The following is a 16,423-nucleotide window of genomic DNA, read 5'->3' as shown; positions in this document are numbered from 1 at the left end:
ACGGACGTGAAGAGCTTTGTGGCCGGTGTCGGCATGACGGGGTTCGTCAAGCCCGAGTCGCGGGAGTGGCAGTACTGGGACATGGCCCGGGAGGCCGGGGCGGCGGCGCTGGCGGACGCCGGAATCGCGTACGAGGAGCTGGAGCAGGTCCTGGCGGGCTACTGCTTCCAGCCGTCCACGGCGGGCCAGCGGGCGGCGTACGAACTGGGGCTCACCGGCGTCCCGGTCCACAACGTCAACAACAACTGCGCCACCGGGTCGAGCGCGCTGCTGCTGGCGCGCCAGCTGGTGGAGGGCGGGATCAGCGAGTGCGTGCTGGCGCTCGGCTTCGAGAAGATGAAGCGGGGCGCGCTGGGCGGCGGGGCGGACGGCGGCGACTTCGCGACCTCGCCGGTGGCCCGCCACTACGGCGTGATGGCCGCCGCCCACGGCTTCGAGGCGACCCCGCCGACCGCGCAGATCTTCGGCAACGCGGCGCGTGAGCACATGCGGCTGTACGGGACGACCGAGGCGCAGCTCGCGGCGGTCGGCGCCAAGAACCACCGGCACTCGGTGCACAACCCGCACGCGCAGTTCCAGGTGGAGTACTCGGTGGCGGAGGTACTCGCCTCCCCGGTGGTCCACCGGCCGCTGACCCGCCTCCAGTGCTCGCCCACCTCCGACGGCGCGGCGGCGGCCGTCGTCGTCTCCGAGCGGTTCGCGTCGGCGCACGGCCTCCAGGGGCGGGCGGTGGAGATCGTCGCCCAGGCGATGGCGACGGACACACAGGCGTCGTTCGCCTCGGGCCGGTGCATCGACGTCGTCGGCGTCGGCATGACACGGGCGGCGGCCCGGGCCGTGTACGACCGCGCCGGCCTCGGCATCGAGGACGTCGACGTGATCGAGCTCCACGACTGCTTCTCCATCAACGAGCTGCTCACCTACGAGGCGCTGGGCATGTGCGGCGAGGGGGAGTCGGGAAAGCTGGTGGAGTCCGGGGCGACGACGTACGGCGGGCGGTGGGTGGTGAACCCGTCCGGGGGCCTGATCTCCAAGGGCCATCCGCTGGGGGCGACGGGCCTGGCCCAAGTGGGGGAGCTGGTGGCGCAGCTCCGGGGGGAGGCGGGCCCCCGGCAGGTCCGGGGGGCGGGGGTGGGCTTGGCCCACAACGTGGGGCTCGGGGGTGCGGCCGTGGTCACGCTCCTGCGGAGGTAGGCGTCTTTGTCTGCGGACCGTGGACGGCTGAGCGCGCAGTTCCCCGCGCCCCTGACTACCTGGGGGCGCGGGGAACTGCGCGAGCAACCCGCCACGGTCCGCAGTCGAAGCAACCGGCTGCCCGCCAGAGGGCTTTCGGGAAGGGGTGGGGCGGGGGGACTCCATGCGACCATGGCCCGATGGTCCACGCGCCCCCAGACACCGCCGCCATACCCACCCGGACACTCCGGACCCGCACCTGGCTGGTCCTGCTCGCCGCCTGCGCCGGGCAGTTCCTCGTCGTCCTCGACGTCTCCGTCGTCAACGTGGCACTCCCCTCGATGCGGACCGGCCTCGGGATGACCCCGACCGGGCTCCAGTGGGTCGTCAACGCCTACTCCATCGCGTACGCCGGGTTCATGCTCCTCGGTGGCCGCGCCGGAGACCTCTTCGGCCGCAAGCGGATGTTCCTGGTGGGACTGGGGCTCTTCACCGCCGCCAGCCTGGCGGGCGGGCTCGCCCAGGAGGGCTGGCAGCTGCTGCTGGCCCGGGGCGTGCAGGGCCTCGGCGCCGCCGTGCTCGCGCCGTCCACGCTCACCATCCTGACCGCCGCCGTCCCGGAGGGCGCCGCCCGCACCCGGGCCATAGGCACCTGGGCGGCGGTCGGCGCGGGCGGCGGCGCGGCGGGCGGACTGGTCGGCGGGGTGCTCACCGACACGCTGTCCTGGCGCTGGGTGCTGCTCATCAACGTGCCGGTCGGCGCCCTCGTCCTCACCGGCGCCACCCTGTGGATCACCGAGAGCCGCGCCGCCACCCGCAACCGCCTGGACCTGCCCGGCGCGGTCGCCGTCACCGGCGGGCTCGCGGTCCTCGCGTACGGCATCGTGCAGACCGAGCAGTCCGGCTGGACCGCGCCGCAGACCCTGGCCCCGCTGCTCGGCGGGCTCACGCTGCTCGGCGCGTTCCTCGCCCTCGAGGCGCGCGCGGCGGCGCCGCTGATGCCGCTGCGGCTGCTGCGCCTGCGGGCCGTCTCCTCGGCCAACGTGGTGATGTTCGCCTGCGGCTCGGCGACCTTCTGCACCTGGTACTTCATGACGCTGTACGCCCAGAACGTCCTCGGCTACACCCCGCTGGGCGCCGGGCTCGCCCTGATCCCCAGTTCGCTGAGCATCGTCTTCGGCGCCAAGATCGCCCCCCGGCTGATGCCGGTCACCGGGACCCGCAACCTCACCGTCATCGGTGTGCTGATCGCGGCCGCCGGGTTCGGCTGGCAGTCCACGATGCACGCGCACGACCCGTACTGGATGTCGATCCTGGTGCCCGGCGTGCTGATGATGACCGGCGCGGGCCTGGCCACCACGCCGCTCGCCTCGCTCGCCACCTCGGGCGCCGCGCCGGGCGAGGCCGGGCTGGTGTCGGGGCTCATCAACACCTCCCGCACGATGGGCGGCGCGCTCGGCCTCGCCATCCTGTCGACCGTGGCCACCGCCCGTACCGGCGACGCGCTGACGCCCGAGGCGCTCACCGAGGGGTACGCGCTGGCCTTCCGCACCGGCGGCTTCGTCCTGCTCGCCAGCACGGTGGTCGCGCTGGTGTGGCTGCCCAGGGCCACCGGGCCCAAGCCCGTCACGCCGGAGAGGTGACTCAGAGCCAGCCCTGCTGCCGGGCCGCCCGCACCGCCTCCATGCGGTTGCGGGTGCTCGTCTTGCCGATGGCGGACGAGAGGTAGTTGCGTACGGTCGACTCCGACAGGTGCAGCTTGCCCGCGATGTCGGCGACCGTCGCGCCGTCCACCGAGGCGTTCAGGACGTCCCGCTCCCGCGCGGTCAGCGGATTGGCGCCCGCGCTCAGCGCGGCCGCAGCCAGCGCCGGGTCGATCACCGTCTCGCCGCGCAGCACCCGCCGCACCGCCTCGGCCAGGTCCTCCACCGGCCCGTCCTTCACCAGGAACCCGGCCGCCCCCGCCTCCATCGCGCGCCGCAGATACCCCGGCCGCCCGAACGTGGTGAGGATGAGCACCCGGCAGTCCGGGCACTCCTCGCGCAACAGAGCCGCCGCGTCGAGACCGCTGAGCCCCGGCAGTTCGATGTCCAGCAGGGCGACGTCGGGCCGGGCGGTGAGCGCCGCGGCCACGATCTCGTCCCCGGCACCGACCTGCGCGACGACCTCGATGTCCTCCTCGAGCCCGAGCAGCAGGGCCAGCGCGCCGCGCATCATGCCCTGGTCCTCCGCGAGCAGGACTCTGATCATGCCGTTCTCCCCATCGTGCCGGCCGTCATCCCCGTGCGGCCCCGCGTTCCGTCTCCAGCTCCGCTTCCAGCTCGGCGTCGAGGGGGTCGACCGGGAGCTCGGCGCTCACCTGGAAGCCGCCGCGCGGCCCGGGGCCCGCCTCTAGTGAGCCGCCGGCCGCCGCGAGGCGTTCGGTGAGACCCTTCAGACCCGTACCGCCGACGCGTGGACCGGGGGAGGCGGGCTGTTCGGATGGTACGCCGTGCCCATCGTCGGTGATCTTCAGCCGTACGCGTTCGGGCGCGCCGTCGACCGCGATCTCGCAGCGGGCCGCGCCGCTGTGCCGTACGACGTTGGTGACCGCCTCCCGGACCACCCAGCCGAGCAGCGCCTCCACCTGTGAGGGCAGCGGCGGTCCCGACAGGCGTACCACCGGCTCCACCTCGGCCGCGAGCAGCGCCGAGCGCGCCCGGTCCAGCTCGGTGCCGAGGCTGCCCTCGCGGTAGCCGGTGACCGCCTCGCGTATCTCGGTGAGCGCCTGGCCGCCGACCGACTCGATGTCGGCGACCTGGCCGAGCGCGGCGTCCAGGTCGCGCGGGGCCAGGCGGCGGGCCGCCTCGGACTTCACCACGATCACCGAGAGCGTGTGGCCGAGCAGGTCGTGCAGATCCCGGGAGAAGCGGAGCCGTTCCTTCTCCACGGCGGTACGGGCCAGCTCCTGGCGGGTGTCGCGCAGTTCGCGCACGGTCTGGGAGAGCGAGAGGACCGCCGCCGTCACCATGCCGGAGAGGAACGTGCCGTACGCGATGGTCACGTTGTCCCACACCGAGCCGGCCTCCATGCCGGAGATGGCGCCCGCCGAGGACGCCAGGACCATGATCGTGAGACCGAGTCCGCGGTCCCGCAGCACCGCGCCGCAGGCCAGCGAGAGCAGCGGGAAGAAGAACAGCCAGGTGCCGCCGTAGAAGATCGAGAGGGCGTAGGTGACCGCGGCCATCGCGGCCAGGATCACCAGCGTCGTACGGCTCTCCCGCTTCTCCTTGACGAAGGCGCGGAAGGAGATCGTGACGTAGAGGGAGTTGAAGGCCAGCAGGCCCGCGCCGCCGATCCATGGGTTCGGCGTCTGTCCCTGGACCAGGTTGGAGAACGCGCCGAGGCCCATCAGGAGCCAGGGCAGCAGCGTGTAGGCGCTCGCCGGGGGGCCGGGAAGATCCGCGTCGCGGTCGCACTTCTTCGGCGCGGACACCGCCTTCCTCCGCTCCGGCGGCTCCGTGAGCCTCGGCAGCTTCGCCAGTCGTGCCACTGTCTCGTTCTCCCCGTTCATCAGGCGCATACCGTCCTCGCGGACCGTCGGTAGGAGACCACGGCGTACGAGCCGAACGCCAGCAGCCAGGCGCCGAGCACCGCGACCGTCCCGAGCCCGGGGGCCGAGCCGTGCGAGACGGCCCAGCCGAGGTCGGCGAACCGGTGGGCCGGGGTGTACGCGGCGAGCGAGGCGAGCCGGCCGGGGAAGGCGGACAGCGGGAACCACAGTCCGCCGATCACCGCGAGCCCCATCAGACAGGCGGTGTTGACCACGCCCACGGCCTGCGGGCCGAGCCGGTAGCCGTTGCCGAGGCCGAGCAGGGTGAAGGGGAGCGCCCCGGCCCACAGCAGCACGGTGAGCGCGGCCCACTGCCAGGCGTCCAGGCGTACGCCGTTGACCAGCGCGCCCGCGGCGAGCACCGCGGCGATCGCGGGCAGCACGGTCGCCGAGCCGCTGACCGCGCGGCCGGTCACCACGCGGGACGGCGCCAGCGGGGTGACGCGCAGCTGGCGCAGCCATCCGGCGGTCCTGTCGGCGGCCACGCCCGTCCCGGTGCCCAGGGCCGCGCCGAGCGCGCCGTACGCCGCCATGCCGACCATCGAGGCCGTCCTCCACTCGGCCGAGTCGCCGTCGCCCGAGCCGGTGTTGGTGAAGAGCAGATACATCAGGACGGGCATGCCGATGCCGAAGACCACGAACGACGCGTCGCGGAAGGTGCGGCGGACTTCGAGCAGGATGTAGGCGGGCATCAGACGGTCTCGCTTTCGCGTACGGACGTGGGCGTGGACATGGGCGTGGGCGTCACGGCGGAGGTGAGGGAGAGGAACGCGTCCTCCAGGCTGGCCGGGGCGACCTCCAGGCCCCGGACCGCGCCGAGCCGGGCGAGCTCCAGGACCGTGGCGTCCGGGTCGTCCGTACGCAGCCGGGCGCGATCGCCGCGCACCTCCACCGCGACCACGCCCGGCAGCGCCGCCAGGCCCGCGGTGGGGCCGCCCGCCAGGTCGAAGGAGACCAGGCCGCCGCCCGCCGCGCGCTTGATCCGCTCGCCGGGGCCGTCGGCGACGACGCGGCCCTGGTCGACGACCACGATCCGGTCGGCGTTGTCGTCGGCCTCCTCCAGGTAATGGGTGGAGAACAGCACGGTGTTGCCCCGGGCGGCGTACGCGCGCATCGCGTCCCAGAACGCGCGGCGGGCCTCCACGTCGAGCGCGGCGGTCGGCTCGTCAAGGACCAGCAGCGCGGGCGCCCCGGCGATCGCCACCGCGAACCGGACGCGCTGGGCCTGCCCGCCGGAGAGCCGGTCGACGCGGCGGTCCGCGAACTCGGTCAGCCCGGCGAGCGCGAGGGCCTCGGCGGCCGGCATGGGGCGGGGGTAGGTCGAGCCGACGAACGCGACGAGCTCCCGTACGGTGACGCGGGGGATCGCTTGGCCCTCCTGGAGCATCGCCCCCACGAGCCCGGCCCGCACCGCGCGCCCGGGCGTCCGCCCGAAGAGCCGCACCTCACCCGCGTCCGGCTCGTCGAGCCCGAGCAGCAGGCCGATCGTGGTCGACTTCCCGGCGCCGTTGCGGCCGAGGAGCGCGACGGTCTCGCCCCGGCGGATGTCGAGGTCGACACGGTCGAGTGCGCGCACGGTGCCGAAGGTCTTGAGCACGCCGCGGAAGCGCACGGCGCTGGGGGCTGTCTGCGTCATGCCCTTGACGCTACGGATCCGCCCCGGGCGGGCGGCAGATGTTCTCGTACGGGGTTGAGTGGGACAAATGTCCCGGGGGGCGTTCGTCTGCGGGCCGGTGGATGGCTGGTCGCGCAGTTCCCCGCGCCCCTTGAATGCCGCTGACGCGGCAACCCCCTGGGCGCCCCGAAGGGGCGCATCCAGGGGCGCGGGGAACTGCGCGAGCAACCCACCACTCACCCGCAGACAATCACCGGGCGCCCAGCGAAGCTGACGGCACGTCAGAAGTGTTCCCAATCCCGGGGCGCTGCGTTATACATAGGGGCCATCGAGCCCTAGAACGCGTTCTAAATCCGGCTCTGCGAGCCGACCCGCACGGCCTCGGTGCGGCCGACGGTGCGGACGGCCGCGCCGAGGTCTTCCCACCTCCAAGGAGCAGGCCCCGTATGCCCATCGACGTCGCCAAGGCGCTCGCCGCCGAACCCCGGTCCATCGAGATCGCCTGGGACCACAAGGACATCCAGCTCTACCACCTGGGACTCGGCGCGGGCGTCCCGGCGACCGACCCCGGCGAGCTGCGCTACACCCTGGAGTCGAGGCTGCACGTGCTGCCCTCGTTCGCCACCGTGGCCGGCGCCGGCATGGGCGTGGTCGGCGGGCTCGGAGCGCCCGGCATCGAGGTCGACCTCGCCGCCGTGCTCCACGGCGGCCAGGGCATCGTCCTGCACCGCCCCATCCCCGTACGCGGCAAGGCCGTCTCCACCTCCAAGGTCGCCGCGATCTACGACAAGGGCAAGGCCGCCGTCCTCGTCCTGCGCACCGAGGCCGCCGACGACGAGGGCCCGCTGTGGACCAGCGACGCCCAGATCTTCGTACGCGGCGAAGGCGGCTTCGGCGGCGAACGCGGCCCCTCCGCCCGCACCGAGCAGCCGGACCGCGCCCCGGACCACACCGTGGAGCGGAAGGTGCGCGAGGAGCAGGCGCTCCTCTACCGGCTCTCCGGGGACTGGAACCCGCTCCACGCCGACCCCGACTTCGCCGCGCTCGCCGGGTTCGACCGGCCGATCCTGCACGGCCTGTGCACGTACGGCATGACGCTGAAGGCGGTCGTCGACACCGTGCTCGGCGGCGACGTGGCCCGCGTCCGCTCGTACACCACCCGCTTCACCGGGGTCGTCTATCCCGGCGAGACCCTGCGCATCCGGATGTGGGCCGCCGAGGGCCGCGTCCAGGTGTCGGTGACGGCCGTCGAACGCGACGACGCGCCGGTGCTGTCCGACACCCTCGTCGAACACGTCTGAACCGCCTGATCAGAGGGGAGCCGCAGCCAATGCGCGCAGCCGTACTGCACGAGATCGGCCAGGACAAGCTCGACGTGCTCGACGACGTCGAGGCCGTGGGCTTCGGACCCGGGAAGGTGCGGATCCGGATCCGGGCCACCGGGCTGTGCCACTCCGACATCTCCGCCATGACCGGCGTGCTCCCGCAGCCGGCCCCCTTCGTCCCCGGCCACGAGGGCGCGGGCGAGATCCTCGACGTCGGCGACGGTGTCGGCTCGCTCGCCCCGGGCGACCGCGTCCTGGTGTGCTGGCTGCCCGCGTGCGGCGTCTGCGCCTCCTGCAAGCGCGGCCAGACCCACCTCTGCCTCGCCGGGTTCATGAACGCCGGCACCCCCAACTTCAAGCGCCCCGGCGCCGAGGTCTTCGGCTTCGCGGGCACCGGCACCTTCGCCGAGGAGGTCGTGGTCGCCGCCGGGTGCGCGGTGCCGATACCCGACGACGTGCCGTACGAGATCGCCGCGCTCATCGGGTGCGGGGTCACCACCGGCCTCGGCGCCGCCATCAACACCGCGCGGGTGGAGGCCGGTTCGTCGGTCGCCGTCATCGGCTGCGGCGGGGTCGGCATCTCCGCCGTCCAGGGCGCCAGGGTGCAGGGCGCGGCGCAGATCGTCGCCGTCGACCCGGTCGCCTCCCGGCGCGAGGCCGCGCTCACCTTCGGGGCGACCGAGGCCGTCTCGCCCAGCGAGCTCGACGACGCCAAGCAGCGGATCACCGGCGGCGAGGGCTTCGACTACGTCTTCGAGGTCGTCGGCAAGTCCGCCACCGCCCGCACCGCCTACGGGGCGACCCGGCGCGGCGGCACCCTGTGCGTGGTCGGCGCGGGCGCCATGGACGACTTCTTCCCGCTCAACATGTTCGAGCTGTTCTTCGACGAGAAGCGGATCCTGCCCTCGCTGTACGGCGGCGGCGACGTGCTGCGCTCCTACGAGCGGGCCGTGGCGCTGTGGCGGGCGGGCCGGATCGACCTGGCGGGCCTGATCACCCACCGGGTGCCGCTCGCCGGGATCAACGACGCCCTCGACCAGATGCGCACCGGCGAGGCCCTGCGCACCTGCATCACCCTGTGAACCGGACGAGCAAGGAGCTGAACGGCATGACAGCGCTGCCCCTCGCGGGCCTGGCCGCGATCGTCACCGGCGCCGGACGCGGTCTGGGCCGGGCCGAGGCCCTGGAGCTCGCCCGACTCGGCGCGTCCGTCGTCGTCAACGACTTCGGGCAGCCCGGCCGCGACGGCTCCGGCGAGGCCTCGGCCGGGCCCGCCGAGGAGGTCGCCGCCGAGATCCGCGCGGCGGGCGGCACCGCCATCGCCCACACCGGTGACGTCGCCGACCACCAGCAGGCCAGGGAACTGGTCCGGCTGGCGGTCGACACGTACGGAAAGCTGGACATCCTGGTCAACAACGCGGGCATCCTGCGGGACCGGATGATCTTCTCGATGACCGAGTCCGAGTGGGACGCGGTGATCCATGTCCACCTCAAGGGCCACTTCAACACCACCCACTTCGCCGCCGCGCACTGGCGCGAGCGGTCCAAGGCGGCGGGCGGCGCGGTCTACGGGCGGATCGTCAACACCTCCTCGGAGGCGTTCCTCGCGGGCTCGGCGGGCCAGCCCAACTACGCCGCCGCCAAGGGCGGGATCGTGGGCCTGACCACCTCCACGGCCCTGGCGCTCGCCAAGTACGGCGTCACCGCCAACGCCATCTGCCCGCGCGCCCGCACCCGGATGACCGAGGACGTCTTCGCGGGCTTCGAGGAGCCCGGCGAGGGGCAGCTCGACCCGCTGGCGCCCGAGCACGTGGCCCCGCTGGTCGGCTATCTGGCGTCCCCCGCGGCCGCCCGGGTCAACGGACAGCTGCTGGTGGTGCACGGCGGGATGGTCGCGGTCGTCGAACGCCCCAAGGTGGCGGCCAAGTTCGACGCGGCGAAGGAGGCCTTCTCGTACGGGGAGCTGGACGAGCTGCTCACGCCGTACTACGCCGACCGCCCGGCGGACGAGACCTTCGCGGCGACCGAGGTGCTGGGACTGAAGCGGGGCTGACCGTGTGTGTGCGGGGTGCGGGCCGTCCCCCACTGGTCGCGCAGTTCCCCGCGCCCCTGAACGGCTGGGGGCCGGGACGCTTTCGCGTCCCGGCCCCCAGCCACCTGATCAACTAGCCTCTGCGTCCATCCGCCGGTGGCGGCCGTGGGCCTCGGTCGTCGGCTCCTCGGTCGCCGCGGCGCCGCCCCGGTGCCGGCCGTGGCCGTCGGGATCCGTCGTGGCTTCGGCGGACACGGCGGTCAGTGTCTCGGACATGTGGTGCAGTCACCCCGTTGTGTTTCGTCCGTTGCGTTCGCCGTGGATCTTAGCGAGCCGCCCCCGGCCTACTGACGGCCGGTCAGCGGTGCCTGCCCGAGCGGCACGGGCCGCGGGGCCTGCGGCTTCAGCGGTACGGGGGCGGGGCGCGGCAGCTCCGCCGGGGCCGGGACCGCCGCCACCGCGCAGGGCGCCGCGGGCGTGGCGCACGGCAGCCGCAGCACCCCGTCCCGGGTCCACAGGCCCGACCCCGCCAGCCACCCCTCGGGCGCGGCCAGCTGGTGCAGCCGGCGCCCCGCCGGGCGCCACACGCCGAGCCAGCTGCCCGCCGCCGCGTCGATCCGCAGCGCCACCGCGCAGCTCTCCGGCATCAGCACCTGGCCCGGCTGTATGGCGAACGGCGTCACGGCGGCGTCCGCGAGCCGCAGGCACTCGGGGAAGCGGACCGGCAGGGTGGAGCCGAGCACGCCCCAGCCGAGCCGGGCGTGGCCGGGCGCGTCGGAGCGCAGCAGCAGCAGTCCGGTGTCCGGGTCCGCCAGCAGCAGCCGGTCCTCGCTCTCCTCGGTGATCTGGAGCAGCGGGCTCACCTCGCCGCCGCGCTCCAGGTCCACCGCGACCGCCTTGGTGCGCCCCTCCAGCTCCCGGTCGAGCGCCAGCATCCGCCCGGTCCGGTCCAGCCAGACGCCGCCCGAGCAGTGGCCCTCGAGGGTGGCGACCGGCTCCGGTCCGAAGGCGCCGCCCGCCACCAGCCAGAGCGTGCTGTCCTCGGGCCCGGCGGCCAGCGCGTACGCACAGCTGCCGTTCGGGGACGGCGGCAGCAGGGACAGCCGGCGCCCCGGGACGCGGGCGACGGTGCCGAGGGCGAGCTCGCCGGTGCCGGGGCCGGTCGGGTAGAGCAGGGCGAAGACGTCCCGGTCCGCGACCCGGCGGTGGATGAGCACCCGCCCGTCCCCCATCGGCAGCACCGAGGCGTCCGGGTCCTCCGGCTGGTTGCCGGGCAGCGGCACCGCGTACGGCTCGGGTCCGTCGAGGGTCCAGCGCTCGGGGAACCAGCTCTCGCCCCCGCCCTCCTCCCGTACCAGGCGGGCCGCGTAGGAGCCGTCCGCGGTGATCGTGAACTCCGTCTGCCGGACCGCGTCGCCGTTGCCGGCAGCGGTCTCGATGGCCAAGGCCGTCATGAGATGGCTCACCTCCGGCCCAAGAAGCTAGTTTTCGCACTTCCTGCCGAACAACACGAGACCACTCGCTTCACACCAAAGGGTGGCCATCGGGCGATTCGCCAGTGGACGGGGTGAGGGATGTGCAGTGCGGTGCGCCCGGGCGGGGCGCACCCCCGGGGCACCGTGCGACGGGTGGGGCCCCAGCCATGGTGGGCGCGGCCCGCCGCGCGGGTAACCTGTGTCCGTGCCCCGTCTGTCTGAAGTCATCGCCGCGCTCGACGCCCTCTGGCCGCCCGAGCGGGCCGAGGGGTGGGACGCGGTCGGCACCGTCTGCGGCGACCCCGACGCGGAGGTCCGGCGGGTGCTGTTCGCCGTCGACCCCGTACAGGAGATCGCGGACGAGGCCGTGCGGCTCGGCGCCGACCTGGTCGTCACCCACCACCCGCTCTATCTGCGCGGGACGACGACGGTCGCGGCCGGCCACTTCAAGGGCCGGGTCGTGCACACCCTGATCAAGCACGACATCGCGCTGCACGTCGCCCACACCAACGCCGACACCGCCGACCCCGGTGTCTCCGACGCCCTCGCCGGCGCCCTGGACATCCGGGTCGTACGGCCGCTGGTGCCCGACGCCACGGACCCCTCGGGGCGCCGGGGCCTGGGCCGGATCTGCGAGCTGGACCACCCGATGACGCTGGGCGAGTTCGCCGCCCGCGCCGCCGCCCAACTGCCCGCCACCGCGCAGGGCGTCCGGGTCGCGGGCGACACCGAGGCCCTGGTGAAGACCGTCGCGGTCAGCGGCGGCTCCGGCGACGGCCTCTTCGACGCGGTCCGGGCCTCGGGAGCCGATGTCTTCCTCACCGCGGACCTGCGCCACCACCCGGTCTCGGAGGCCACCCAGCACGCACCCCTGGGCCTCATCGACGCCGCGCACTGGGCCACCGAGTGGCCCTGGTGCGAGCAGGCCGCCGCCCAGCTCGACGAGATTTCCGACCGCCACGGCTGGGACCTGCGGGTCCACGTCTCGAAGGCGGTCACCGACCCCTGGTCATCCCACCACTCTTCTGGAGCCCCCAACTGAACGCCGCGCCCGCCGACCAGATCCGCCTCCTCGACGTACAGGCCCTCGACGTACGCCTGTCGCAGCTCGCCCACAAGCGGAAGTCGCTGCCCGAGCACGCCGAGATCGACTCGCTGACCAAGGACCTCACGCAGCTGCGCGACCTGCTGGTCGCCGCGCAGACCGAGGAGAGCGACACCGCCCGCGAGCAGACCAAGGCCGAGCAGGACGTCGACCAGGTCCGCCAGCGCGCCGCCCGCGACCAGCAGCGCCTGGACTCGGGCGCCGTCTCGTCCCCCAAGGACCTGGAGTCCCTCCAGCGCGAGATCGCCTCGCTGGCCAAGCGCCAGGGCGACCTGGAGGACGTGGTCCTGGAGGTCATGGAGCGCCGTGAGTCCGCCCAGGAGCGGGCCGCCGAGCTCACCGAGCGGCTCGCCTCCCTCCAGGCGAAGAACGACGACGCGACCGCCCGCCGCGACGCCGCCACCCAGCAGCTGGACGCCGAGGCGGCCGAGGTCGCCAAGGAGCGCGAGGTCGTCGCGGCCGCCGTCCCGGCCGACCTGCTCAAGCTGTACGACAAGCTCCGCGAGAAGCAGGGCGGCGTCGGCGCGGCCCGGCTCTACCAGCGCAAGTGCGAGGGCTGCCGGCTGGAGCTGAACGTCACCGAGGTCGCCGAGCTCCGGGCGGCGGCGCCGGACACGGTGCTGCGGTGCGAGAACTGCGGCCGCATCCTGGTCCGTACGGCGGAGTCGGGCCTGTAGTGCGGCAGTTCGTTGTCGAGGCCGACGGCGGCTCCCGGGGCAACCCGGGCCCGGCCGGTTACGGCGCGGTGGTCCTCGACCCGGTGACGGGCGAGACGCTGGCCGAGGCGGCGGAGTACATCGGCGTCGCGACCAACAACGTCGCCGAGTACAAGGGCCTGATCGCCGGGCTCCGGGCGGCGAAGGCGCTGGACCCGGCGGCGACGGTACGGGTCCGGATGGACTCCAAGCTGGTCGTCGAGCAGATGTCGGGCCGCTGGAAGATCAAGCACCCCGACATGAAGCCGCTCGCGGCCGAGGCCGGGCGGATCCTGCCGCACGGGCAGGTCACGTACGAGTGGATCCCGCGCGAGAAGAACAAGCACGCGGACCGGCTCGCCAACGAGGCGATGGACGCGGGCAAGCGCGGCAAGCAGTGGGAGCCGTCGGCGTCCACCGCCGCGCTGTCCTCCGGGCCCGCCGACACGGACGCGGCGCGGGTCGTCGGGGACGCGGCGGCGGGCGCGGCCCTGGCCCGGGCCGCGCTGGCCTCGGCCACCCCGGTGGCTGCGGCCCCGGCGGCTGCGGTCGCCACCGTCCCGGCCCCCGCGCGCGGTTCCGGCGCGGCCCCGGCCGCCGGGTGGAGCGCGCCGGACCTGGGCACGCCCACCACGTTCGTCCTGCTGCGGCACGGCGAGACGGCGCTCACCCCCGAGAAGCGGTTCTCCGGCAGCGGCGGCACCGACCCGGAGCTGTCGGCGGCGGGCCGCCGCCAGGCCGACCAGGTCGCGGCGGCGCTGGCGGCCCGGGGCACGATCCAGGCGGTCGTCTCCTCCCCGCTGCGCCGCTGCCGCGAGACGGCGACGGCGGTCGCGGCCCGCCTCGGTCTGGACGTACGGGTCGAGGAGGGCCTGCGCGAGACGGACTTCGGGGCGTGGGAGGGGCTGACCTTCGCGGAGGTCCGCGAGCGCCACCCGGACGACCTCGACGCGTGGCTCGCCTCGCCGAAGGCGGCGCCGACGGGGGGTGGCGAGAGCTTCGCGGCGGTGTCGCGGCGCGTCTCGGCGACCCGCGACCGCCTGCTGACGGCGTACGCGGGCCGCACGGTCCTGCTGGTCACGCACGTGACCCCGGTCAAGACCCTGATCCGCCTCGCCCTGGGTGCCCCGCCGGAGTCCCTGTTCCGCATGGAACTGTCGGCGGCGTCGCTGTCGGCGGTGGCGTATTACGGGGACGGCAACGCGTCGGTGCGGCTGCTGAACGATACGGGGCATCTGCGCGGCTGAGGGTGCCCGGTCTTTGTCTGCGGGTGCGTGGTGGGTTGCTCGCGCAGTTCCCCGCGCCCCTGGGCAGCACGGCCGGTTCGGGCGGTTGCCCGTGCCCCGGGGTAGCACGGACTGTTCGGGCGGTTGCCCGTGCCCCCGGGGGCGCGTTTTCGTCCGCGGGCCGGTGGCCGCTTCTCGCGCAGTTCCCCGCGCCCCTAAAGGCCTGTGGCTGAGCTGGCTTCCCCGACCGACCCCAACCCCCTAGGGGCGCGGGGAACTGCGCGACCAGCCACCCACGCCCCCGCAGACGAAGACCGGGCTCAAAAAGGGGCGCGGGGAACTGCGCGAGAAGAGGCCACGGTCCGCAGACGAAAACGGGGTTAGGGGCGCGGGGAACTGCGCGACCAGCCACCCACGCACCCGCAGACAAAGGCCGGGCTCAAAAAGGGGCGCGGGGAACTGCGCGGGCAACCACCCACTCAGCCGCAGACGAAGGCCGGGCAGTGCTCAGCGCAGCGCCGCCGCCTCCCGGGACAGCCGCTCCACCCGCCCCCAGTCCCGCAAACCCACCGCATCCCGCGGCAGCATCCACGTACCCCCGACACACCCCACGTTCGGCAGCGCCAGATACGTCGGCGCCGAGGCGAGCGAGATGCCCCCCGTGGGGCAGAAGCGGGCGGCGGGCAACGGGCCGGCCAGGGATTTCAGATAGGCCGTGCCGCCCGCCGCCTCCGCCGGGAAGAACTTCATCTCATGGATCCCGCGCTCCAGCAGCGCCACGACCTCGGACGCGGTGGCCACCCCCGGCAGGAACGGCACCCCCGACGCGGACATCGCGTCGAGGAGCCCGCCGGTCCAGCCCGGGCTGACCAGGAAGCGCGCCCCGGCCGCCACGGCGTCCGCGACCCCCGAGGCCGACACCACGGTCCCGGCCCCGACCACCGCCTCCGGAACGCTGTCCGCGATCGCCCGGATCGCGTCGAGCGCGGCGGGCGTACGCAGGGTCACCTCGATCGCCGGCAGCCCGCCCGCCACGAGCGCCCGCGCGAGCGGTACGGCGTCGGCGGCGTCGTCGAGGACGACCACGGGGACGACGGGGGCGAGGTCCAGGACGGAGGTCATGGTCATGGGGGCATCCTGCCGGGCGGATACGCCCCCTGCAACGACCATTGCACCCTGTGCAACAGTGTGCAACAGGCCTGGATCGCGGCTAGTGGATCTGCTCCACGACCACGTCCAGCGCCCACGCCCTGCCGGGCTTGGCGGGCGCCGCGCACTCCACCACGTACCCCAGGTCGCGCAGCGCCTCCACCAGCCGCGCCGGGTCGGCGGGCGCGCCCCCGTCCAGCAGCAGGTCCCGTACGATCCGCCCCTTCGTGGCCTTGTTGAAGTGGCTGACGACCGACCGCTTCTCGACGCCGTCGACGATCTGCGAGTGCAGGACACGTACGGTCGCGGTCCGCCCGGCCACCTCGCCCTTCGGCTTCCAGGCGGCGGCGTACGCGGAGGAGCGCAGGTCGAGGACGAGCCCGGTGCCGGCGGCCTCGGTCATGACCGGGTCCATGACGCCGCGCCAGTACGCCCCGAGCGCGCCGAGCCCCGGCAGCTTCACGCCCATCGAGCAGCGGTACGAGGGGATGCGGTCGGTGGTGCGTACGGCGCCCCACAGCCCCGAGAAGACCAGCAGCGACCTGGCGGCGCGGCGCTTGGCGGCGGGGTCGAGGGTGGCCAGGCCGAGGGCGTCGTAGAGGACGCCGGTGTAGATCTCGCCGGCCGGGCGGGTGCCGGCGGTACGGAGCCGGGCGTTCTTGGCGATCTCGCCGCGCAGGCCCTCGCTGAGGCCGAGCACGTCGCGGGCCTTGTCCTCGTCCGCGAGGCACAGCTCGATGAGCTCGTCGAGGACGGCGGAGCGGGCGTCCGCGAGGCCCGGGAGTCCCAGCGCGTCCTCCTTGAGGGGGGTTCCGCGTCCCCCGTCGGCCTTTCCTTCGGAGGGGGGCAGCAGGACGAGCACGGGGTCTCCTTGGGGGGTGGTACGGACGGGGGTGCGGCCCCGAGCCCACATTAAGCCCCCACCCCGCCCCTTCCCTAAACCCTCCGGGGGATCGCGTGCGGCTGCGGGTGGTGGTGGGTTGCTCGCGCAGTTCCCCGCGCCCCTAGGCAGTTGGGGGCGCGGGGAACTGCGCGA

General features: G+C 74.1%; 16 protein-coding genes. 8 read left to right on the top strand and 8 right to left on the bottom strand.

Annotated elements, in window-relative coordinates; genetic code table 11:
* The first annotated feature begins 6 nt into the window (after positions 1–6).
* Together ABD236_RS17615 and ABD236_RS17610 are read left to right on the top strand one after the other, a co-directional pair.
* Positions 7–1,194 carry a thiolase C-terminal domain-containing protein gene (locus tag ABD236_RS17615; protein ID WP_344074695.1) on the top strand — a complete coding sequence of 396 codons (1,188 nt, stop codon included), beginning with the start codon at positions 7–9 and terminating at the stop codon, positions 1,192–1,194.
* A 179-nt stretch (positions 1,195–1,373) separates the two neighbouring features.
* The gene (locus ABD236_RS17610) at positions 1,374–2,816 is read left to right on the top strand and encodes an MFS transporter (protein ID WP_344074694.1); all 1,443 of its coding nucleotides are present in this window, start codon (positions 1,374–1,376) and stop codon (positions 2,814–2,816) included.
* Between the two features lies 1 nt (position 2,817).
* On the opposite strand, the gene ABD236_RS17605 is transcribed toward ABD236_RS17610, so the two are convergent.
* From ABD236_RS17605 to ABD236_RS17590, 4 genes are all read right to left on the bottom strand, one after another.
* Positions 2,818–3,423: a response regulator gene (locus ABD236_RS17605; protein WP_344074693.1), complete on the bottom strand. Its 606-nt coding sequence runs from the start codon at positions 3,421–3,423 to the stop codon at positions 2,818–2,820.
* A gap of 25 nt (positions 3,424–3,448) precedes the next feature.
* Entirely contained in the window at positions 3,449–4,648 is a 1,200-nt protein-coding gene (locus ABD236_RS17600) for a sensor histidine kinase (protein WP_344074797.1), read from the bottom strand.
* A gap of 77 nt (positions 4,649–4,725) precedes the next feature.
* On the bottom strand, positions 4,726–5,457 hold the full coding sequence (locus ABD236_RS17595; protein ID WP_344074692.1) for an ABC transporter permease: 732 nt from the start codon (positions 5,455–5,457) through the stop codon (positions 4,726–4,728).
* Positions 5,457–6,401: an ABC transporter ATP-binding protein gene (locus ABD236_RS17590; protein WP_344074691.1), complete on the bottom strand. Its 945-nt coding sequence runs from the start codon at positions 6,399–6,401 to the stop codon at positions 5,457–5,459. Before ABD236_RS17590 ends, ABD236_RS17595 begins: the two co-directional genes overlap by 1 nt.
* A 425-nt stretch (positions 6,402–6,826) precedes the next feature.
* Here ABD236_RS17590 and ABD236_RS17585 point away from each other — a divergent pair, with 425 nt between their 5' ends.
* Genes ABD236_RS17585 through ABD236_RS17575 form a run of 3 tightly spaced genes read left to right on the top strand, consistent with a single transcriptional unit; the run spans position 6,827 to position 9,758 of the window.
* The gene (locus ABD236_RS17585) at positions 6,827–7,681 is read left to right on the top strand and encodes a MaoC/PaaZ C-terminal domain-containing protein (protein ID WP_344074690.1); all 855 of its coding nucleotides are present in this window, start codon (positions 6,827–6,829) and stop codon (positions 7,679–7,681) included.
* A 29-nt stretch (positions 7,682–7,710) separates the two neighbouring features.
* Positions 7,711–8,787 carry a Zn-dependent alcohol dehydrogenase gene (locus tag ABD236_RS17580; protein ID WP_344074689.1) on the top strand — a complete coding sequence of 359 codons (1,077 nt, stop codon included), beginning with the start codon at positions 7,711–7,713 and terminating at the stop codon, positions 8,785–8,787.
* Between the two features lie 26 nt (positions 8,788–8,813).
* On the top strand, positions 8,814–9,758 hold the full coding sequence (locus ABD236_RS17575; protein WP_344074688.1) for a 3-oxoacyl-ACP reductase: 945 nt from the start codon (positions 8,814–8,816) through the stop codon (positions 9,756–9,758).
* A gap of 108 nt (positions 9,759–9,866) precedes the next feature.
* On the opposite strand, the gene ABD236_RS17570 is transcribed toward ABD236_RS17575, so the two are convergent.
* Positions 9,867–10,013 carry a hypothetical protein gene (locus ABD236_RS17570; RefSeq protein ID WP_344074687.1) on the bottom strand — a complete coding sequence of 49 codons (147 nt, stop codon included), beginning with the start codon at positions 10,011–10,013 and terminating at the stop codon, positions 9,867–9,869.
* Between the two features lie 68 nt (positions 10,014–10,081).
* Positions 10,082–11,191, bottom strand: coding sequence for a hypothetical protein (locus tag ABD236_RS17565; RefSeq protein ID WP_344074686.1), 1,110 nt, complete (start codon positions 11,189–11,191; stop codon positions 10,082–10,084).
* A 226-nt stretch (positions 11,192–11,417) separates the two neighbouring features.
* Here ABD236_RS17565 and ABD236_RS17560 point away from each other — a divergent pair, with 226 nt between their 5' ends.
* The 3 genes from ABD236_RS17560 to ABD236_RS17550 are packed head-to-tail and all read left to right on the top strand — an operon-like array spanning position 11,418 to position 14,259.
* The gene (locus tag ABD236_RS17560) at positions 11,418–12,254 is read left to right on the top strand and encodes a Nif3-like dinuclear metal center hexameric protein (RefSeq protein WP_344074684.1); all 837 of its coding nucleotides are present in this window, start codon (positions 11,418–11,420) and stop codon (positions 12,252–12,254) included.
* Positions 12,251–12,994, top strand: a complete 744-nt coding sequence (locus tag ABD236_RS17555) for a zinc ribbon domain-containing protein (protein ID WP_344074796.1) — start codon at positions 12,251–12,253, stop codon at positions 12,992–12,994. The genes ABD236_RS17560 and ABD236_RS17555 overlap by 4 nt, the downstream gene beginning before the upstream one ends.
* Positions 12,994–14,259, top strand: coding sequence for a bifunctional RNase H/acid phosphatase (locus ABD236_RS17550; protein ID WP_344074683.1), 1,266 nt, complete (start codon positions 12,994–12,996; stop codon positions 14,257–14,259). Before ABD236_RS17555 ends, ABD236_RS17550 begins: the two co-directional genes overlap by 1 nt.
* Before the next feature lie 486 nt (positions 14,260–14,745).
* On the opposite strand, the gene eda is transcribed toward ABD236_RS17550, so the two are convergent.
* Positions 14,746–15,360, bottom strand: a complete 615-nt coding sequence (eda, locus tag ABD236_RS17545; protein ID WP_344074795.1) for a bifunctional 4-hydroxy-2-oxoglutarate aldolase/2-dehydro-3-deoxy-phosphogluconate aldolase — start codon at positions 15,358–15,360, stop codon at positions 14,746–14,748.
* A gap of 88 nt (positions 15,361–15,448) precedes the next feature.
* Entirely contained in the window at positions 15,449–16,249 is an 801-nt protein-coding gene (gene yaaA, locus ABD236_RS17540; protein ID WP_344074682.1) for a peroxide stress protein YaaA, read from the bottom strand.
* Positions 16,250–16,423 lie beyond the last annotated feature (174 nt).

Source organism: Streptomyces crystallinus, assembly GCF_039521265.1.
Classification (GTDB): Bacteria; Actinomycetota; Actinomycetes; order Streptomycetales; family Streptomycetaceae; genus Streptomyces; species Streptomyces crystallinus.
The sequence above is the reverse complement of the archived record's forward strand: the minus strand, read 5'-3'. Positions and strand labels throughout refer to the sequence as shown.

Bases quoted from the DNA above. Each gene is read 5' to 3' on its own strand.
- ABD236_RS17605 (WP_344074693.1), bottom strand. From the start codon at position 3,423: ATGATCAGAGTCCTGCTCGCGGAGGACCAGGGCATGATGCGCGGCGCG.
- ABD236_RS17590 (WP_344074691.1), bottom strand. From the start codon at position 6,401: ATGACGCAGACAGCCCCCAGCGCCGTGCGCTTCCGCGGCGTGCTCAAG.
- eda (WP_344074795.1), bottom strand. From the start codon at position 15,360: ATGACCTCCGTCCTGGACCTCGCCCCCGTCGTCCCCGTGGTCGTCCTC.
- ABD236_RS17575 (WP_344074688.1), top strand. From the start codon at position 8,814: ATGACAGCGCTGCCCCTCGCGGGCCTGGCCGCGATCGTCACCGGCGCC.
- ABD236_RS17595 (WP_344074692.1), bottom strand. From the start codon at position 5,457: ATGCCCGCCTACATCCTGCTCGAAGTCCGCCGCACCTTCCGCGACGCG.
- ABD236_RS17570 (WP_344074687.1), bottom strand. From the start codon at position 10,013: ATGTCCGAGACACTGACCGCCGTGTCCGCCGAAGCCACGACGGATCCC.
- ABD236_RS17565 (WP_344074686.1), bottom strand. From the start codon at position 11,191: ATGACGGCCTTGGCCATCGAGACCGCTGCCGGCAACGGCGACGCGGTC.
- ABD236_RS17580 (WP_344074689.1), top strand. From the start codon at position 7,711: ATGCGCGCAGCCGTACTGCACGAGATCGGCCAGGACAAGCTCGACGTG.
- ABD236_RS17585 (WP_344074690.1), top strand. From the start codon at position 6,827: ATGCCCATCGACGTCGCCAAGGCGCTCGCCGCCGAACCCCGGTCCATC.
- ABD236_RS17610 (WP_344074694.1), top strand. From the start codon at position 1,374: ATGGTCCACGCGCCCCCAGACACCGCCGCCATACCCACCCGGACACTC.